We start from the raw sequence: 18,426 nt of genomic DNA, 5'->3' as shown, positions 1-18,426 counted from the left end.
CCGCGGCGTCGCGGGTCCAGCGGGAGATGGTGTCGCGCGACTCCGACGTCCGGGTCCGCAGCAGCGCCTCGACGGTACCGGCGAAGTGGGTGAACACGGCGTTGCCCGACCCGGTCAGCAGCGCACGGTGGAAGCGGACGTCGGCCTCGAGGTAGGCGCGGCTGTCCTCCCGAGCCCAGGCATCGAGCATGTCCCGCGCCGCGAGCAGGACCGCGTCGGCGGGGGACCCGGCGGCTCCGGACGCGTCGCCGGCACCGGCGACGAGCGCAGCCGCGACGGGTTCGACCCCGAGCCGGAGCTCGAGCAGCTCCCGCTGCTGCACGAAGTACGCGGGCGAGGCTCCGCGCCACCGGATGACGGTCGGCGCGAGGAGCTCCCACGACGTCACGGGGAGCACCAGCGTGCCGACGCGCTGCCGTGGCTCGACCAGGCCGAGGGACTGCAGGACGCGCAGGGCCTCGCGCACGACGGACCGGGACACGCCGGACTCCGAGGCGACGAGCTCCGGACGGACGACGGTGCCCGCGGGCAGCACCCCGTCGACGATGCGCTGCCCGAGCGTCTCGAGCACGTGGGCGTGGAGCCCGCGGGCGGTGGTCATCGGTGCTCCTCACGTGCGCTGGGTCGGGCCGAGCGTGATCTGGGTTCGACCGGGCGTGCACTGCGGTCCGGCCGGCGTCGGGGAGCGGTCCCTGTGACGCGGTCTCCATCGAAGCGGCAGACTGCGCCGCAGGGTGGCTGCCGCGCGGGAGATCGTTGTACAGTCTGATTTATCAGATTATTGGGCGGTCGAGAAGTCGCCCGGGCGGCCGCTCGCGAACGGCCGCCTGCGCGTCACGACCCACGGACGCACACGAAGGCGACGGAGCCGCGAGGCAGCGGCTCCAGGAAGGGGCACAGATGCCTCACGCACCCACCGGAGGAACCGCGCCGGCCGACGCGTTGCACGGGCTCACGGTCCTGGCAGCCGAGGGCGGCCCGACGCAGACGGTCGACCCGTCCGGCCCGATCGGGCAGCTGATCGTCGCCGCACTGCTCGGGATCGTCGTGATCATCGTGCTCATCACCTGGCTCAAGGTGCACCCGTTCGTCGCGCTGACGATCGGCGCGCTCGGGGTCGGCATCGGCGCGGGGCTCGCTCCGGACAAGACGGTGACGAGCTTCGGCAACGGCTTCGGCGCGACGATGACGAGCGTCGGCATCCTGGTCGGCCTCGGCTCGATGTTCGGTCGCATGCTGGTCGACTCGGGGGCCGCGGACCGCGTGGTCGACACCCTGGTTCGTCGATCGTCGAAGGCGGCGCTCCCGTGGACGATGGCGCTCATCGGCGCGCTGATCGGCCTGCCGATGTTCTTCGAGGTCGGCCTGGTGCTCCTCATCCCGATCATCGTGCTGGTCGCCAAGCGCAGCGATGTCCCGATCATGAAGATCGCGGTCCCGGCCCTGGTCGGCCTCTCCACCATGCACGCCTTCGTGCCGCCCCACCCCGGCCCGCTCGTCGCGGTCTCCACGGTCGGCGCGAACCTGGGCACGACGCTCGCGTTCGGCATCGTCCTGGCGATCCCGGTGATCATCCTGGCCGGCCCCCTGTTCGCGCGCTTCGCCGCGCGCTGGGTCGACATCCCGGCGCCGGACATGTTCGGCTCGCGCGGATCCGGCACCGGCTCGTCCGGCGGCTCCGGCCCGTCGGACCCCGCGCACGCCGGCCGGGAGGCACGCCGCGGCCCCGCAACGCAGGACACCGCGTCCCTGCCGAACGGCAAGAGCGACTTCACCCGCGTGATCAGCGAACCGCGCAGCCCGTCGTTCACGACCGCGCTCGTCGGCATCCTGCTGCCGGTCGTGCTCATGCTCGCCCAGGCGGTCCGCGAGGCGGTCGCACCCGACGCCGCCGGCGGCTGGGTGTCGCTGCTCGACTTCCTCGGCACCCCGATGATCGCGATCGGCATCGCCACCGTCTTCGCCATGGTGTTCTTCGCGATCGGCGGCGGGATGGACCGCAGCGCCGTCGCGAAGTCCCTCGAGGACGCCCTGCCCCCGGTCGCCGGCGTGCTGCTCATCGTCGGAGCGGGCGGCGGCTTCAAGCAGGTGCTCATCGACACCGGCATCGGCGGGGTCATCGCCGACGCGGTGCAGGAGTCCGGCATCTCGGTGCTGCTCGTCGCCTGGGTGGTGTCCGCCCTCGTGCGTGTCGCCACCGGTTCGGCCACGGTCGCGACGGTCACGGCGGCCGGCATCATGGCGCCGATCGCCGCCGACCTGTCCACCCCGGAGACCTCGCTCCTTGTGCTCGCGATCGGCGCCGGCTCGGTGTTCCTGTCGCACGTCAACGACGCGGGCTTCTGGCTCGTGAAGGGCTACCTCGGGACGACGGTCGGGCAGACGTTCAAGACGTGGACGGTGCTCGAGTGCCTCATCTCGGTGATCGGTCTCGTCGGCGTGCTCATCGCGGGGGTGTTCTTCTGATGGCGGACACCGCTCCGCGCGTCCTCGTGGTGATGGGCGTCTCCGGCTCCGGCAAGTCGACGCTCGCCGCGACCGTGGCCGAGCGCCTCGGGTGGGAGTTCGCCGAGGGGGACGACATGCACCCGCCGGCGAACGTCGCGAAGATGGAGGCCGGCACCCCGCTCACCGACGAGGACCGCTGGCCGTGGCTGGAGACGGTCGCCGACTGGATCCGGTCGCACCTGGCGGACGGGACCCCCGGTGTCGTCACGTGCTCGGCCCTGAAGCGCTCCTACCGGGACGTACTGCGGACGCCCGGGGTGGTGTTCGTGCACGTCGCCGGGGACCCCGCGCTCGTCGAGCAGCGGATGGCCGCCCGGGCGGGGCACTTCATGCCGACGTCGTTGCTCGCCTCGCAGCTGGCGACGCTCGAGCCGCCGCAGCCCGACGAGGCACACCTGACCGTGTCGGCCGAACGCTCGCCCGACGAGGAGAGCGCCGACGTCGTGACGCGGCTGGGGCTCGGAGTCGACCGCTGACGGCCGTCAGCTGAACCAGATCGCGGTCCCGACCGGCAGCTCGGACAGGGTCTTCGTCATGGCCGCGGAGATCCGGACGCACCCGTGCGAGCTGCCGTTCGGGTCCGGGTAGTAGTGCAGGGCCGTCAGGGCCGCGTTCCCGCCGTACTGCGGGATGCGCGACGAGTGTGCGCCGGTCAGGATGATCGGGTTCCCCTGCGTGTAGGTCACGCGGGCGTCGACGTAGGCGGCCTCCACGTAGGTCGCGGTCGAGGTGGGGGTCGGGTCGTCCGGGGTCCCGAGCCGTGCGGGCTCGGAGGCGGACACCGATCCGTCCTTCCCCACGACGGACACCGTCGACGCGGCGACGTCGACCTGGATCATCCGGTCGGTCGCCGCGATGGTGAAGTCGGCGGCACGCGCCCAGGCGAAGGTGGCGCTCGGCGCCGTGGGGTCGCCGCCGTCGCCGGGCGTGCGGTTCCGCGCGGGGGTCGAGACGAGGACCATGCCGCCGTCCTCGCCGTCCGACCGGCCCCACACCGCCGTCGCGGCGGGCGTCTCGATCGTGGAGACCGTCGAGGCGAGGGTGGCGACCGGGCGGGCGTCCGGCGAGGGGTCGGCGTAGAGCGCGACGAGGCGCTGCTTCGGTGTGGCGATCTCCCACCGGTTGTCCGGCCGGACGTGGCTGCCGTCGAGCAGCTCCGGGACGACGGCGTCGTGGTACGCCAGGGGGAGTGCGGCGAGCTCCGCCTCGGACGCAGCCACCGGGATCGCGGGCAGCGTCGGCGCCGGCGTCGGCGTGGCCGTCCGCACCGGTGTCGGCGTCGTCCGCGCGGCGGTCGTGGTCGCCGGCTCGGGCTGCTGCACGGCCGCGCCGATCCCCACCGCAGCCAGCGCCGCTGCCGCCACGGCGGCGATCGTGATGCCCCAGGTCCTGCGTCGCATGTCCCCTCCTGTGCACAGTCCACCAGATCCCGGCCGTGAGGGCACCTCGGGACGCGCTGGCACCATGGCGGGCATGGCGATCGACGACTCCCTCGGACTCCTCACCCGCGGCTACGGCTTCGGCGCCCACCTGTGGCGTCAGACCGCACCCGGCGCCCGCGCGGTGCCGTTCCGGCTGCTCGGTCGGCCGGCGCTGCTCGTCCGCGGCAGGGAGGGCGTCGACCTGTTCTACGACGGTGACCGCACCAGGCGGCACGGTGCCATGCCCGCCCTGGTGCAGCGGACCCTGTTCGGTGCGGGGTCGGTGCACTCGCTCGACGGCGCGGAGCACCGACACCGCAAGGCGACCTTCGTCGACGTGGCGTACGAGGACGAGCAGGTCCGACGGCTCACGCCGTTCCTCGCCGAGGAGTGGGCACGCGAGCTCGACGCCTGGCTCGCCGGCGGCCGGCGGTCGGCGTACGACGCAGCGGTCGGCGCGATCGGACGGGCGGTCATGCGGTGGGCCGGGCTCCCGGGCACCCCGGCAGCGAAGACCCGGTGGTCGGCGAAGCTCGCGCAGGTCGTCGACGGCTTCGGGGTGCCGTACTCGCCCGAGTACCTGCTCGCCGTCCTGAACCGGCACTGGTCGGACCGGCACGCCGCCCGACTCGTCGAGGCGGTCCGCGGCGGACGGCTGCACCCCGCCGAGGGCACCGCACTGCACGAGTGGGCGTGGCACCGCGACCAGGAGGGCGCCCTGCTCCCGCCGAGGACGGCGGGCATCGAGCTGCAGAACTCGATCCGGCCGGCGATCGCCGTCGCCCGGTTCGTCGCCTTCGCCGCGAAGGAGCTCCACGACCGGCCGGAGTGGCGTGGTCGGATCGCCGAGGAGAACCGGTCCCGCGGCTCGCTCGTCGACGGGCCCGTCGCGGTCGCCTTCGCGCAGGAGGTCCGCCGCACCGCGCCCTTCGTCCCGGTGCTCCCGGCGTGGGCGACCGAGGACGTCGAACTCGACGGCGAGCGCCTCCGCGCGGGCGGACGGGTGGTGCTCGACATCCTGGGCACGGACACCGACGACCGCTCCTGGCCGGACGCCGACCGGTTCGATCCCGCCCGCTGGCTGGACGTCACCAGCTGGGACGACGTCGAGGCCGTGGCGACCTTCGTGCCGCACGGCGGAGCGGACGTCGCGACCGGGCACCGGTGCCCGGGGGAGAAGGTCGCCGTCGCGGCCCTCGCCACCGCCGTCGCCGTGCTCAGTGACCCGCGGATCGAGGTGCTCGACGAGGGACTGGACGTCGACCGGCGGCGGATGCCGACGAAGCCCGCCTCGGGCGGTCGGGTGACGCGCCGCGGCGCGGGCACCGCGCGGTCCGGCGGGTGCCCGTTCCACCGGGCGGCGCACTGACGGGTCTGCAGGCCGGGCCGACCCGGCCACGGCACGGACGGGAGGCCCGTGGCGGGCCCGCCACGGGCCTCCCGTCCGTCCCGTCACACCTCGGTGACGCGACCCGCCCCGACCCGCCAGCGGCGGTCGAGCCGGACGGTGTCGAGCATCCGCCGGTCGTGCGTGACGAGCAGCAGGGTGCCGTCGTAGGACTCCAGCGCCTGTTCGAGCTGCTCGATCGCCACGAGGTCGAGGTGGTTCGTCGGCTCGTCGAGCACGAGCACGTTCACCCCGCGGGCCTGCAGCAGCGCGAGCCCGGCACGGGTCCGCTCACCCGGTGAGAGCGCGGCGGACGGGCGGCCGACGTGGTCCGCCTTCAGCCCGAACTTCGCGAGCAGGGTCCGGACGTCGGCCGTGGTCATCTCGGGGACGAGCTCCTCGAACGCCGCGGCGAGGGGCTGCTCGCCCGTGAAGGCCGCGCGAGCCTGGTCAACCTCGCCGATCGCGACGCTGGAGCCGAGCGACGCCGACCCGCTCGTCGGCTCCGTCCGGCCGAGCAGGGCGCGGAGCAGGGTCGACTTGCCGGCGCCGTTCGGGCCGGTGATGCCGATGCGGTCGCCGCCGGACACCTGCAGCGACACCGGGCCGAGCGTGAAGTCGCCCTGTTCGTACACGGCGTCGGACAGCGTCGCGACGACCGCGGACGAGCGCGGGGCGCTGCCGATGGTGAAGGCGAGCTGCCACTCCTTGCGGGGCTCCTCGACCTCGTCGAGCCGGGCGATGCGCGACTCCATCTGCCGCACCTTCTGCGCCTGCTTCTCGCTCGACTCGCTTGCGGCCTTCCGGCGGATCTTGTCGTTGTCCGGGTTCTTCTTCATCGCGTTGCGGACGCCCTGGCTCGACCACTCGCGCTGCGTCCGCGCGCGGGAGACCAGGTCGGCCTTCGTCGCGGCGTACTCGTCGTACGCGTCGCGCTTGTGCTGTCGGGCGATCTCGCGTTCCTCGAGGTACGCCTCGTAGCCGCCGCCGAACAGCCGGTGCGACGACTGCGCCAGGTCGAGCTCGAGGACGGCCGTCACCGAGCGGGCGAGGAACTCGCGGTCGTGGCTGACGAGCACCGCACCGCCACGCAGACCCCGGACGAACTGCTCGAGCCGGTCGAGGCCGTCCAGGTCGAGGTCGTTCGTCGGCTCGTCGAGCAGCACGACGTCGAAGCGGGAGAGCAGCAGTGCGGCGAGCCCGACGCGGGCCGCCTGCCCACCGGACAGCGCCGTCATCAGCGAGTCCGGGCCGACGCCGGAGCCGTCCGGGGTGGTCTCGAGCCCGAGCTCGGCGAGCACGACCGGCAGGCGCTCCTCGAGGTCGGCGGCACCGGACGCCAGCCAGCGCTCGAGCGCGGCGGAGTAGCGGTCGGCCGCGGCGTCACCGCCGGCCGGGTCGCCCAGGGCCTCGGCAGCGCGGTCCATGTCGGCCGTCGCGTCCGCGCAGCCAGTGCGTCGAGCGACGTACGCGGCGACGGTCTCGCCGGCGATCCGCTCGTGCTCCTGGGGGAGCCAGCCGACGAAGGCGTCCGGCGGGTTCGTCGACACCGTGCCGGCGAGGGGCTCGTCGACGCCGGCGAGCAGGCGGAGGAACGTCGACTTGCCCGCACCGTTCACGCCGACCAGGCCGATCACGTCGCCCGGGGCCACGGTGAGGTCGAGGCCCTCGAAGAGCGTGCGGGCGGCGTAGCCGCCGGCGAGGTCCTTGGCGACGAGCGTGGCGGTCATCCGGCAATCGTCCCACGGCTCCGACGAGGGCCGGGCCGGGCGGCTCGGACGGCGATCAGGCCGGACGCGTGAGCCCGAGGATGCACCCCTCGACCGCCGCGACCCGCACCGCGTCCGTCCCGTCGAACAGCACGCTCTGGCTCACCGCGCCGACGTGCGCCGCGACCACCGCCCGCGTGTAGAGCGCCGGGTCGACGGTGGGGACCCGACCGGCCCGCTCGAGCGCGGCGACGAGGAGTGGCTGGAGCGTCGCGTGGAACCGGTCGGTGTGCGCGCGGAGCAGGGCGTTCACGTCGGGGTCGTGTCGGGCCCGCGTGGTGAGCACCGAGCGGATCGCGTACCAGCGGTCCTCGGGCGGCAGGCCGTGCACGACGCCCTGCACGACACCATCGACCGTCGGGTGCCCGTCGAGCGCGGCGCCGAGCTCGTGTTCGAGCACGGCGAAGACGGCCTCGGCCTGCTGCTCGTAGACCGCGAAGAACAGCTCGTCGACGGTCCGGAAGTTCGAGTAGAACGCCCCGCGGGTGTAGCCGGCGCGCGCGACGATCGCCTCGACGCTGACCGAGGTCGACCCGGTCTCCTGGAAGATCGCCTCGGCCGCCGCGATGAGCGTCGCCCGGGTGCTGCTCCGCCGTCGGACGGTGCGCGGCGCGGCTGGTTCGGTCACGGCTCCAGGCTAGGCCGAGGGCCGGTCGGCCAGGTAGTCGTGCACGGTGCGGACCGGGGCGAGGGTCAGGTCCGTCAGGATGTGCGACGCCCGGACGACCTCGAGCACCGGCAGGTCGGCCATCGGCGCGAGCGCGTGCGCGAACAGCTGCAGCCGGGCGGGTCCGGTCCAGGCCTGCTTGACGGTCACGTCGGTGATCTCGGTGCGGACGAGGTCGGCCACCAGGTGGCGCTGGGTCCGCAGGTCCGGGACGAGCTTCACCATGAAGGTCGGCACGGTGATCTCGGCCAGGGCGGCGTCGTGGTCGAGCGGCTCCCACTCGTACGCCATGGTGGCGGTGGCCACTCGCTCGGTTCCGCGGTCGAGGGTGCCGACGAGTGCGCCCTGGTCGACGCGGAGCGCCGGGGTGCCGAGCACCTTCGGGTAGGCGCTGAGCTCGCGGCCGGCGAGGGTCGCGGCCGAGTTGTCGAGGTACATCGCGTGCAGGTACTCGCCGCGCTCGCCCTCGTGCTCGACCTGGATCGCCTGGCCCGACTCGACGTACGGGCCGTACCCGTCGACCTCGCCCATCCTCATGACCTCGAAGCGGACGAGCGGCTCGGTGACCTCGAGCGGTTCCGGGACCACGGCCCGCAGTGCGTCGGGGTCGGTGCGGTACACGACGTTGAAGTACTCGCGGTCGGTGAACCGGGTCGGCCGGAGCGGGTAGACGGGCGCGGCGAGCGGGGTGGTCAGGTGCTGCAGGACGTCGTCGGCGCGCATGCGCATCTCCTCTTCAGAACTCCGATACGATCTGTATCGAGTACGAAGTGTACCGAAACAGACCGAGAGCAGGGACCCCGTGCCGTACCAGCCGCCCCGAGACACCGCCGACCGCCCCGTGACCGTGATCGGCGGTGGAACGCTCGGACGCCGCATCGCCCTGATGTTCGCCAGCGGCGGGGCCGAGGTCCGGATCCACGACCTGTCGGACGAGGTCCGGGCCGCCGCCGTCGGGTACGTCGAGGAGACCCTGCCCGGGGTCGTGGCCGCGCGCGACGGTGCGACCGCGGGGACGGTCCGCGGCGAGGCGGACCTCGAGGCCGCGGTGGTCGACGCGTGGCTCGTCGTCGAGGCCGTCCCCGAGCGGCTCGACCTGAAGACCCCGCTGTTCGGACGGCTCGACGCCCTGGTCGCGGCGGACACGATCCTCGCCACGAACTCGTCCTCGTACGCCAGTCGTCTGGTCATCGACGAGGTCGAGCACCCCGAGCGCGTCCTCAACGTGCACTTCTACATGCCCCCGCAGCAGAACGCCGTCGACCTGATGAGCGACGGCCAGACCGACCCGGCCGTGATCGACCTGTTGCTCGAGGTGCTGCCCCGCTACGGCGTGCACCCGTTCCTGGCCCGCCGCGAGTCGACCGGCTTCATCTTCAACCGCATCTGGGCCGCCATCAAGCGCGAGGCGCTCGCGGTCGTCGCCGACGGTGTCTCGACGCCCGAGGACGTCGACGCGATGTGGCAGGTGAACAGCGGCGCACCGGCCGGGCCCTTCCGGATGATGGACCAGGTCGGCCTCGACGTGGTCCTCGACATCGAGGAGCACTACTCGGCCGAGGACCCGAACCTGCCGGAGGGGCCGCGCCGCCTGCTGCGCGAACACGTCGACGCCGGCCACCTGGGCGTGAAGACCGGACAGGGCTTCTACCGCTACGACGACTGACGTCGGCACCACCCGACGGACGGGAGGCACGGTGCCGGCCCGCACCGTGCCTCCCGTCCGGTGGGGCGTCCGTGCACCCGCTGCTGGCAGGATCGAGGCGTGTCGACGCTCATCGTGACCGCCCACCCGGACCCCGACTCGCTGACGCTCGCCGTCGCCCACCGCATCGAGGCGGCGCTCGACGCCGCCGGCGCGGGCCCCGTCACGGTCGCTGACCTCGCCGCCGAGGGCTTCGACCCCCGCTTCACCGCCGCGGACCGGCACACCTACCGGACGGGGACCGACCCGGCGCCCGACGTCGCGGCCGAACAGGCGCGCCTCGACGGAGCGGACCACCTCGTGCTCGTGTTCCCGGTGTGGTGGTGGTCGGTGCCGGCGCTCGTCAAGGGCTGGCTCGACCGGGTGTTCGTGAACGGGTGGGCCTTCGGCGTCGGCGAGGACGGGCGCATCGTCCGGCGACTCGGCCGGCTGACGGTGCACCTCGTGCCGATCGCCGGCGACGACGCCGGGGTGTACGAGCGGCACGGGTACGAGCAGGCACTCCGGACGCAGCTCGAGCACGGCGTGGTGGACTTCTGCGGCGCGGCCCGCGGGGCGACGGCGTTCGTGCACGAGTCCGAGCACGAGGACCCGGCCGTGCGCGAGCGGGCCGTGGCGGCCGCGGTCGAGCGGGTCGTCGCCGCGGTGCGCGGATGACCAGCGACGTCCGTGCGGTGGTCTTCGACCTCGACGACACCCTGTTCGACCACGCGGGAGCAGCAGCTCGAGCGGTCGACGACTTCCTCGGCGAGCTCGGTGTCGACCCGTCCGATGCCCTGCGGGACGCATGGGCCGAAGCGGAGGAGCGGCACTTCGAACGGTGGCGACGTGGAGAGGCCGACTTCGCCGAGCAGCGTCGGGCCCGGCTCGTCGAGGTGCTGCCCCTCGCCGGGCTCCGACCACGGCACGACCCGTACGAGCTCGACGCACTGTTCGGCCGCTACCTCGTCGCGTACCGGGCCGCCTGGCGTCCGTTCGCGGGGAGCGCGGCGCTCCTCCAGGAGATCCGGGACTCCGGCAGAGCGATCGCTGTCCTGACCAACGGGACCGAGGAGCAGCAGCGCGACAAGCTCGTCACGACCGGCCTCGGAGACCTCGTCGACGTGGTCTGCACGTCGGAGGGGATCGGGGTCGCCAAGCCGGACCGACGCGCGTTCGAGCGTGTCGCGGACGACCTCGGCGTCTCGACCGAGGCGTGCCTGATGGTCGGCGACGACCCCGAACGTGACGTCGCCGGGGCACGTGCCGCGGGGATGCGCGCGGTCCTGGTCGATCCGGCTCGTGACGGCGGTGCCGCCGTCCGGTCCTCCGTGCTCTCCGTCCTGCGCGGGGAGTCGGGCACGGTACGGCGGTGACGGCCCCCTAGCGTGGCGAGGTGCGCCACCTCCTGCGACTCGACGACTGGACACCGACGACACCGACGCGGTGTTCGCACTCGCCCGCGCGTACGAGCAGGGCACCGGTCCGGTGCTGGACGGAGCGGCGGCGGTGTTCTTCCCGCCGACGAGCCTGCGAACGAGGGCGTCCTTCGAGCGGGGTGCGGCGCTCGCCGGACTCCAGCCGATCGTGTTCCCGCCGGAGTCGCTCGACAAGGACGAGGCGCACGACGACGTCGCCCGGTACCTCGCGGACTTCGTCGACGTGCTCGTCGTCCGGCACCCGGACCTGCCCGTCCTCGAGGCGCTCGCCGCTGCCGACGCGGTGCCCGTCGTGAACGCCATGACGAGCGTCAACCACCCGTGCGAGGTGCTCGCGGACCTGTGGGCACTCACCCGGGGGCGCGAGGTCGGGTCGCTCCGGGTGCGGTTCGTGGGCGCCGACGGCAACATCGCCCGTGCGTGGGCCGAGGCGTCGCGGCTGTTCGGCTTCGACCTGGTCCAGTGCTGTCCCGAGGGGCTGGCAGCGCCTCACGTGCCGTGGACGGACGACCTCGGCGGAGCGATGGCGGACGCGGACGTCGTCGTGACCGACGGGCCCGGTCGCCACGCCGCTGCCCTCGAGCCCTACCGGATCACAGCGGACGTCCTGGCGCTCGCCCCCGACGGGGTGCGCTTCGCTCCGTGTCCGCCGTTCGTCCGTGGGCGCGAGGTCAGCGCGGACGCGATCGCGAGTCCGGCCTTCGTGGGACACGGGGCGAAACGTGCGCTGTTGCCGGTCCAGCAGGCGGTCCTGGCACACTGCCTCGCGGCCGATTAGCCCTCGGGGATCGCCACGACGCGGTTCTGGTACGCCCAGACGACGGCCTGCAGGCGCGAGCGCACCCCGAGCTTCGGCAGCATCCGTGCCAGGTGCGACTTCACGGTGGAGACCTCGACGACGAGCTCCGCCGCGATCTCCTCGTTCGACATGCCCTGCGCCAGGAGCAGCAGCACGTCCCGCTCCCGGGCGGTCAGCAGCTCGGACGCCCGGTCACCCGTCACCGGCTGCAGGCTCCGCCGTGAGACGAACTCCCGCAGCACCCGCCGCGTCAGGCTCTGGTCGATCGTGCCGTTGCCGGCCGCGACCTGCCGCACCGCGTCGACGATCACGTCCGGTTCCGCGTCCTTGAGCAGGAACCCCGACGCCCCCGCCTCGAGCGCCCCGAACACCAGGTCGTCGAGGTCGAAGGTCGTCAGCACCAACACCGGCACCGCGGGGTCGGCGTCCGGCGCGCAGAGCTCCCGGGCCACCTCGATCCCGTTCCGGACCGGCATCCGGATGTCGAGCACCGCCACGTCCGGCCGCGTGCTCCGTGCCAGTGCGAGGGCCTCGCCGCCGTCGGCCGCGACCGCCACCACGTCGACGTCCGGCTCGGCCGCCAGCAGCGCCGACACCCCCGCCCGGACGAGCGGCTGGTCGTCCGCCACCAGCACCCGGATCACCGCGCCACCTCGGGCGTCTCACGTCCGAGTCGCAACGTCACGACCCAGCCACCGCTCGCCGTCGGACCGGTCTGGAGGCTCGCCCCCACCAGGTCCGCCCGCTCACGCATGCCGCGCAGTCCGTTCCCGCCCGCTGCCGTGCTCCCCGGGGTCGGGTCGCCCGGTGCGTCCGCCGTGCCGGGTGCCGGGGGTGCGGTGTTCTCCACGCGGAGCTCCAGGTGGTCGGCGGCGCGGTCGTCGAGCGTCACCGTGACGACGGCACCCGGGGCGTGCAGGGCGGCGTTCGCCAGTGCCTCCTGCGCGGTGCGGTAGGCAGCGAGCTGCGCCAGGGGTCCGACGCCCTCGGCGACCTCGTGCGCACCGCGGAGGACCTCGAGCCGCACGTCGGACCGGTACCGGGCACGCTCGGCCAGGTCGACGATGCCCGCGACGGTCTCGACGGCGCGTTCGGCCGGGGCATCGTCCCGCAGCAGTCCGACCAGGCGACGCAGGTCCTCGAGCACCGCGGTGCTCTGCTCCCGCACCTGGCGGACACCCTCGTGCGCGGCGGTCGGGTCGGTGTCGATCTGCCGGTCGATGACGGCCGACATGAGCGCGATCCCGGACAGGTGGTGCGCTGCGATGTCGTGCAGCTCCCGGGCCATCGCGGCCCGTTCGCGCGACACGGCGGCGTCGACCCGGGCGTCCTGCTCCCGCACCGCTGCGGAGGCCTCGGCGGTCCGTGCGGCGACCTCGGCGTCCCGCGCTGCCCGGACCTCGCGCCGGGACCGCACCACGAGCGCCACGACGAGCGGGAGCCCGACGGCCCCGACGGCCTGCGTGACACCTTGCGGCAGCGCGTCGACGAGTGCATCGGCGAGAGACCGGTCGGACAGCGCGCCGTTCAGCCTGATCCAGTTGCCCGCGGTGCCGGCGGACACGAGCGCCGCCGCCCCGACGACCGACGGCCAGAGCACGGTGAGCGGTACCCGCACGCCGGCGAGGACCACCGCCACCACGACGGGGAGCGCGGTGAGGCCGAACAGGTCGCCGCCGGAGGTGACGGCGACGAGGAGGACGGGGACGGCAGCGACCGCGAGCACGACCGTCCGGGGAGCCCGACGAGCTGCGAGCAGGACCGCGGACTGCACCAGGAGTCCGAGCGCGGTCGCCGCCCAGTCAGCACTGCCGACCTCGGGCGCCGAGAGCGGGTGTCCGAGCGTGTCCGGATCGACGGCGTCGAGGAAGGGCAGCCCGAGCAGCAGCCCGAGCGAGACGACGGCGGTCGCGACGGCGACCAGGACGTCGGTGCGGCGCAGGCCGCGGCCACCGTCGACCTCCCGCGCGGAGCGGGGGTCGGCGGCGACGCGAGCCGCACGCGCTTCAGCGGGTGCCATCGTCCGATCCTACGAGGCGGGCGGAGGGCGACGCGGGGAGGCGATCCGTGCCTCCCGGCCGACGGTCGTACCCGAGCCGACCCCGGGTGGCGACCAGCAGGACGACGGCGGCCACCGTCGAGACGATCGCGAGCCCGTGCATCATCGTGCCCGCCGTCATGCCCGGGTACATGTCCGCCCACAGGGTGGAGATGGTGTTGTTCACCCCGACGTGCAGCAGGAGTGCGATCGGCAGGCTCTCGCCGGTGCGGTTGAACACCCACGTCATCACGACGTTGAACGTGATCGTGAAGAGCGCGAAGACGACCGGCTCCGACCAGTGCGCGTCCGGCCACCCGCCCCAGTCGGACAGGTAGAGCGGCATGTGCCACAGCGCCCACAGCGGACCGAGCACCGCGGCGGCACCGAGCGGCCCGAAGCGGTCCTGCAGCCGGGGCAGGGCGAAGTCACGCCAGCCGGGCTCCTCCGACAGTCCGGTGGTGAACAGCTGCACGACGAGACCCGGCACGAGGGCGAGCAGGGCGAGGGCGGTCGGTGCCTGCACGTTGCCACCGGAGAACGGCAGACCCGTCAGGACGATGAGCGCCGGGACGCCGACCAGTGCCAGTGCGTACCAGTACCAGGACACGCGCCAGCGCCAGAGTCGTCCGACCCAGCGGCGCAGCCCCGGACGGCCGTCAGCGAGGGCGGTCACCACGAACGCGCCGCCGAGCGGGCCGAGGAGCGCGCCGGGCAGGACCCCGGTGAACTGGGCCGTGCCGAGGAACTCCGGGAAGTGCAGGTCCCAGAGACCCAGGCCGTGCGGGCTCAGGATGTACGGGATCCACGCGAGCCAGCTCAGGCCGAGGGCGAGGGTGGCGAAGGAGGCGAGCGGGTGCCGGGACACCACGCCCCGGACCCCCGTCGCACGGGGGGCAGCGGTGCCGGCACCGGGCCGGACTTCGGTCGTGTTCGTCATGACACCGACGCTAGGAACGTCTGCTCCCCGGGACGACCGGCGGAGGGACGCACCACCGGGAGTTCCACCGAAGGATGCAAGCGTGGGACGGTGTCGGACGCCCGTGCGTAGCGTCGGGTGCATGACCAGCAGCATCGTCCTCGTCGCCGGCGCCACGGGGGACCTCGGTTCCCGCATCGTCGACGCACTCCTCGCGGCCGACCCCGACGTCCGGGTCCGCGCGCTCAGCCGCTCGGCCACCGGGCTCGCCGCCGACCGGCTCACCACACGGTCCGACCGTGTCTCCGTCGTCAGCGCCGCCTACGACGACCACGACGGACTCGTGTCGGCGCTCGCCGGGGTCGACGTCGTCGTCTCCGTGCTGAGCGGCACCCGCTCCGTGGTCGTCGACGCACAGACCGCGCTGCTCGCCGCAGCGGTCGACGCCGGCGTGCCCCGGTTCGTGCCGTCCGACTACTCGGCCGACTACCGCGCGATCACCCCCGGGACGAACCGGAACTTCGAGCTGCGCCGCGAGTTCGCCGCAGCGCTCGACGCCGCACCGATCCGGGCGACCTCGGTGCTGAACGGCGCCTTCACCGACATGCTCACCGGGCAGGCGCCGATGATCCTGTTCGACCGCCGCACCGTCCTGTACTGGTCGTCCCCGGACCAGCTGCTCGACTTCACCACGAAGGACGACACCGCCCGGGTCACCGCACGCGTCGCCCTCGACCCGGACGCGCCACGCGTCGTCGAGGTCGCGGGTGACCGGGTGACCGCCCGGAGCGTCGCCGACACCCTGTCGCGGCTCACCGGCACCCGGTTCCGCACGCAGTGGGCCGGGACCGCGAGCACGCTCTCCGCGATGGCCAGGGTCGGCCGACGCCTCTCCCGTGCCGACGACGCCGAGCCGTTCCCCGCATGGCAGGGGATGCAGTACTTCGTCAGCATGTTCAGCGGCGAGGCCGAACTCCACCACGTCGCGAACGACCGCTACGGGCCGCACGACTGGACGACGGTGCGGGACGTGCTCGCCGCGCACCTGCAGGCCTAGGCTCGGGGACCGTGTTCGAACTCCACCACCTCTCGGCGCAGGAACTCTGGGACTGGATCCGACGGGGGGACGCGACCGCGCTCGAGGTGACCGAGCACTACCTCGCCCGCATCGAACAAATCGACCCCGCACTCGGCGCCTTCGTCACCGTCACCGCCGACGCCGCACGCGCCCGGGCGTCGCGGCTCGGGTCCCTGGTGCCGACCTCCCGGCCGCTGTGGGGGCTGCCGACCGCGGACAAGGACCTCTACGACCGAGCCGGCGTCCCGACCCGGCACGGCTCCGCCGCACTTCCCGCGACGCCTGCGACCGCTGACCACCCACTGGTGGCGGCGCTCGCCGCAGCGGGGACGGTGAGCCTCGGCAAGACGACCTCTCCGGAGTTCGGCATGTCGTCGTCGTCGGAGACCCGGATCGGCACGACCAGGAACCCGTACGACACCACTCGGGCGCCCGGCGGGTCGTCGAGCGGCACCGCTGTCGCCGTCGCCGCCGGACTCGTGCCCGCGGCCGTCGGGACGGACGGCGGGGGATCGGTCCGGATCCCGGCCGCAGCGACCGGTCTCGTCGGGCTGAAGCCGAGCCGCGGCCGGGTGCCGTCGATGCCCGGTCGGACGGGCCTCGGCGGACTGAGCGTCGCCGGTCCGATCACGCGGAACGTCGCCGACGCCGGGATGCTCCTCGACGCCCTGGTGGCCCCGACCGGGCTGGCCGAGCCGTCACCGTACGCGCTCGTCACACCCGAAGTCGGCGACGGACCCTTCACCGCGGCTGCGGTGCGCGGCGAGGGGCGCTTCGTCGTCGGGCTGCTGGACGGGTCGCCGTGGGACGACACCGTCGACGTCGTGGTCGATGCGGCTGCCCGAGCCGCCGTCGAGACCGCCGTGCGGGTGCTCGGCGAGGTCGGCCACGGGGTCGAGGACGTCGCGATGCCCCGGCTGCCGTACGCCGACGCGTTCCGGGTGGCGTGGGAGTCCGGCGCTGCGGGGCTGCCCCGCGTACCCGGCATCGACCTGTCCGAGCTCACCCCGCTGGTGTCCTGGCTGGTCGACCGCGGGCGGGCGCTCACCGCGACGCAGGTGCTCGACGCGATGACGACGCTCGATGCCTTCTCGGCCGGGCTCATCCGGGCGTTCGACCGGTTCGACGCCGTGTTGACGCCGACCCTGGCGCTGACGCCTCGGCCGCTCGGTTGGTACGGGGACGACCCCGAGGAGGACTTCCGACGGCAGTGCGCGTACTCGCCGTGGACCTCGATGGCGAACGTGTCGGGGCTGCCTGCGATCACGTTGCCGGTCGGCGTGACGGACGAGGACCACCCGGACGGCGCGGGCCTGCCGATGGGCGTGCAGCTCATCGGGCGCCCGGGTGGGGAGCGCGTGCTGCTGGCCATCGGGGCGCAGCTCGAGCGACGGCTGCGGTGGCAGCGGCGACACCCGGCGATGTGGTGACGCTCGACTGACGCCGGCGCGGTGTCGTGCGCTCGCGGGCTGGCGCGGCATCGTGGTCGTCGTACGACAGCGGAAGTGTCGCGTCGCCCGCGCCAGCGCTCGCCGCGCGCCCTACGGCAGCGTCGGCGCCGCCGCCACCAGCGCCCGCGTCACCGGGTGCCGCGGGTCGTCGAGCAGCGACACCGGCCCCTGCTCCACGATCCGCCCCTCTGAGAGCACCGCCACGGTGTCGCACAGCCGCTGCACCACGCCGATGTCGTGCGACACGAGCACGAGCGTCAGGCCGAGGTCGTCGGCGAGCGAGCGGAACAGGTCGATCACCCGGGCACGGACCACCACGTCGAGGGCGCTCATCGGCTCGTCCCCGAACAGGATCCGCGGCGAGTGCACCACCGCGCGAGCGATGGCGATGCGTTGCCGCTGTCCGCCGGAGAACTCGTGCGGGTACCGGCTGGCGGCGTCTGCGGGCAGGTCGACGCGCTCCAGCACCGCGGCCACGAGTGCGCGGTGGTCGCCCGGCACCCGCAGTGCGCGGAGCGGTTCGGCCACGATCGACCCGACGCGCATCCTCGGGTCGAGGGACGCGTACGGGTCCTGGAACACCACCCCGGTCTCGCGACGGAACCAGCGCATCGCGGCCGCGGAGGCCGACGCCACCACGGGACGACCGCCGGCCGACACGGTGCCGGCGGTGGGAGCCTCCAGGCCGGCGAGCAGGCGCACCAGCGTCGACTTGCCGGAACCGGACTCGCCGACGATGCCGAGCCGCGCACCGGAGGCGACCGTCAGGTCGACGCCGTCGACCGCGGTCCGTACCGGGCCCGGTTCGAAGGGGCCGCGGCGCGGCAGACGGTAGGTGCGGTGGAGGCCGCTGGCGTGCAGCGCGTCGGTCATGCGGGGCCTCCGGTACGGCGGGCGGTGGCGCGTGCGGCGGCGACGAGGGCCGCCGTCGTCGGGTGCTGCGGGGCGTCGAGCAGCGCGCGCACGGACCCCTGTTCGACGACCCGGCCGTGGTCGAGCACGACGGCGGTGTCGGCGATGCGGGCGAGCACCGCGAGGTCGTGCGTCACGAAGAGCATCCCGGTGCCGCGCTCGGTCGAGAGCCGCTCGAACAGCTCGAGGATCCGAGCCTCGGTCGTGACGTCGAGCGCCGTCGTCGGTTCGTCGGCCACGAGGTAGGCGGGGGAGCCGGCCATCGCCATCGCGATGCAGATGCGCTGCCGCTGCCCGCCGGACAGCTGGTGCGGGTACTGCCGGAGCAGCGCAGCGGGGTCGGGCAGCCCGACA

The 18,426-nt window shown here is 73.8% G+C and carries 19 protein-coding genes; 9 read left to right on the top strand and 10 right to left on the bottom strand.

Features of this window, described 5'->3' with window-relative positions:
• The coding region (locus tag D8M35_RS10485) for a FadR/GntR family transcriptional regulator (RefSeq protein ID WP_148113354.1) at positions 1–601 on the bottom strand (601 nt) is incomplete at its 3' end.
• A 299-nt stretch (positions 602–900) separates the two neighbouring features.
• On the opposite strand from D8M35_RS10485, the gene D8M35_RS10480 reads away from it, so the two are divergent.
• Positions 901–2,466 (top strand): GntP family permease, encoded by a 1,566-nt coding sequence (locus tag D8M35_RS10480; RefSeq protein WP_238638187.1) that lies wholly within the window; start codon positions 901–903, stop codon positions 2,464–2,466.
• Positions 2,466–2,984, top strand: coding sequence for a gluconokinase (locus tag D8M35_RS10475; protein WP_126891809.1), 519 nt, complete (start codon positions 2,466–2,468; stop codon positions 2,982–2,984). Before D8M35_RS10480 ends, D8M35_RS10475 begins: the two co-directional genes overlap by 1 nt.
• Positions 2,985–2,990: 6 nt before the next feature.
• Here D8M35_RS10475 and D8M35_RS10470 read toward each other — a convergent pair whose 3' ends face one another.
• The gene (locus D8M35_RS10470; protein WP_161972639.1) at positions 2,991–3,908 is read right to left on the bottom strand and encodes a L,D-transpeptidase; all 918 of its coding nucleotides are present in this window, start codon (positions 3,906–3,908) and stop codon (positions 2,991–2,993) included.
• A gap of 73 nt (positions 3,909–3,981) precedes the next feature.
• Between D8M35_RS10470 and D8M35_RS10465 the strand changes: the two genes are divergently transcribed.
• Positions 3,982–5,298, top strand: coding sequence for a cytochrome P450 (locus D8M35_RS10465; RefSeq protein ID WP_342342916.1), 1,317 nt, complete (start codon positions 3,982–3,984; stop codon positions 5,296–5,298).
• Positions 5,299–5,381: 83 nt separating this feature from the next.
• Here the strand turns inward: D8M35_RS10465 and D8M35_RS10460 are convergent, their stop codons facing one another.
• From D8M35_RS10460 to D8M35_RS10450, 3 genes are read right to left on the bottom strand one after another with little or no spacing between them, the layout of a single operon-like run.
• The gene (locus D8M35_RS10460; RefSeq protein ID WP_126891806.1) at positions 5,382–7,046 is read right to left on the bottom strand and encodes an ABC-F family ATP-binding cassette domain-containing protein; all 1,665 of its coding nucleotides are present in this window, start codon (positions 7,044–7,046) and stop codon (positions 5,382–5,384) included.
• Between the two features lie 55 nt (positions 7,047–7,101).
• Positions 7,102–7,713 (bottom strand): TetR/AcrR family transcriptional regulator, encoded by a 612-nt coding sequence (locus tag D8M35_RS10455; protein ID WP_126891805.1) that lies wholly within the window; start codon positions 7,711–7,713, stop codon positions 7,102–7,104.
• A 9-nt stretch (positions 7,714–7,722) separates the two neighbouring features.
• Entirely contained in the window at positions 7,723–8,475 is a 753-nt protein-coding gene (locus D8M35_RS10450) for an acetoacetate decarboxylase (RefSeq protein ID WP_126891804.1), read from the bottom strand.
• 79 nt (positions 8,476–8,554) lie between these two features.
• Here D8M35_RS10450 and D8M35_RS10445 point away from each other — a divergent pair, with 79 nt between their 5' ends.
• The 4 genes from D8M35_RS10445 (at position 8,555) to D8M35_RS10430 (ending at position 11,653) form a co-directional block, all read left to right on the top strand.
• Positions 8,555–9,418 (top strand): 3-hydroxyacyl-CoA dehydrogenase family protein, encoded by an 864-nt coding sequence (locus D8M35_RS10445; RefSeq protein ID WP_238638186.1) that lies wholly within the window; start codon positions 8,555–8,557, stop codon positions 9,416–9,418.
• A 99-nt stretch (positions 9,419–9,517) separates the two neighbouring features.
• Positions 9,518–10,114, top strand: coding sequence for an NAD(P)H-dependent oxidoreductase (locus tag D8M35_RS10440; RefSeq protein ID WP_126891802.1), 597 nt, complete (start codon positions 9,518–9,520; stop codon positions 10,112–10,114).
• Positions 10,111–10,812 carry an HAD family hydrolase gene (locus D8M35_RS10435; RefSeq protein WP_126891801.1) on the top strand — a complete coding sequence of 234 codons (702 nt, stop codon included), beginning with the start codon at positions 10,111–10,113 and terminating at the stop codon, positions 10,810–10,812. The genes D8M35_RS10440 and D8M35_RS10435 overlap by 4 nt, the downstream gene beginning before the upstream one ends.
• Positions 10,813–10,882: 70 nt before the next feature.
• Positions 10,883–11,653, top strand: a complete 771-nt coding sequence (locus D8M35_RS10430; protein ID WP_238638185.1) for an ornithine carbamoyltransferase — start codon at positions 10,883–10,885, stop codon at positions 11,651–11,653.
• On the opposite strand, the gene D8M35_RS10425 is transcribed toward D8M35_RS10430, so the two are convergent.
• The 3 genes from D8M35_RS10425 to D8M35_RS10415 are packed head-to-tail and all read right to left on the bottom strand — an operon-like array spanning position 11,650 to position 14,652.
• Positions 11,650–12,318, bottom strand: coding sequence for a response regulator transcription factor (locus tag D8M35_RS10425; RefSeq protein WP_126891800.1), 669 nt, complete (start codon positions 12,316–12,318; stop codon positions 11,650–11,652). The genes D8M35_RS10430 and D8M35_RS10425 overlap by 4 nt on opposite strands.
• Positions 12,315–13,694: a sensor histidine kinase gene (locus tag D8M35_RS10420; protein ID WP_126891799.1), complete on the bottom strand. Its 1,380-nt coding sequence runs from the start codon at positions 13,692–13,694 to the stop codon at positions 12,315–12,317. The genes D8M35_RS10425 and D8M35_RS10420 overlap by 4 nt, the downstream gene beginning before the upstream one ends.
• A complete protein-coding gene (locus D8M35_RS10415; protein WP_126891798.1) occupies positions 13,681–14,652 on the bottom strand; it encodes a type II CAAX endopeptidase family protein in 972 nt (323 codons plus the stop codon). The genes D8M35_RS10420 and D8M35_RS10415 overlap by 14 nt, the downstream gene beginning before the upstream one ends.
• Positions 14,653–14,773: 121 nt before the next feature.
• Between D8M35_RS10415 and D8M35_RS10410 the strand changes: the two genes are divergently transcribed.
• The gene (locus D8M35_RS10410; protein WP_126891797.1) at positions 14,774–15,688 is read left to right on the top strand and encodes an NmrA family NAD(P)-binding protein; all 915 of its coding nucleotides are present in this window, start codon (positions 14,774–14,776) and stop codon (positions 15,686–15,688) included.
• An 11-nt stretch (positions 15,689–15,699) separates the two neighbouring features.
• Entirely contained in the window at positions 15,700–17,139 is a 1,440-nt protein-coding gene (locus D8M35_RS10405; protein ID WP_126891796.1) for an amidase, read from the top strand.
• 111 nt (positions 17,140–17,250) lie between these two features.
• On the opposite strand, the gene D8M35_RS10400 is transcribed toward D8M35_RS10405, so the two are convergent.
• The gene (locus D8M35_RS10400; RefSeq protein WP_126891795.1) at positions 17,251–18,033 is read right to left on the bottom strand and encodes an ABC transporter ATP-binding protein; all 783 of its coding nucleotides are present in this window, start codon (positions 18,031–18,033) and stop codon (positions 17,251–17,253) included.
• Positions 18,030–18,426 (bottom strand): ATP-binding cassette domain-containing protein (locus tag D8M35_RS10395; protein ID WP_148113353.1); only part of this gene is annotated, 397 nt, incomplete at its 5' end. The genes D8M35_RS10400 and D8M35_RS10395, both read right to left, overlap by 4 nt.

The sequence above is a fragment of the Curtobacterium sp. HSID17257 genome (genome assembly GCF_003989515.1).
Taxonomy (GTDB): domain Bacteria; phylum Actinomycetota; class Actinomycetes; order Actinomycetales; family Microbacteriaceae; genus Curtobacterium.
The sequence above is the reverse complement of the archived record's forward strand: the minus strand, read 5'-3'. Positions and strand labels throughout refer to the sequence as shown.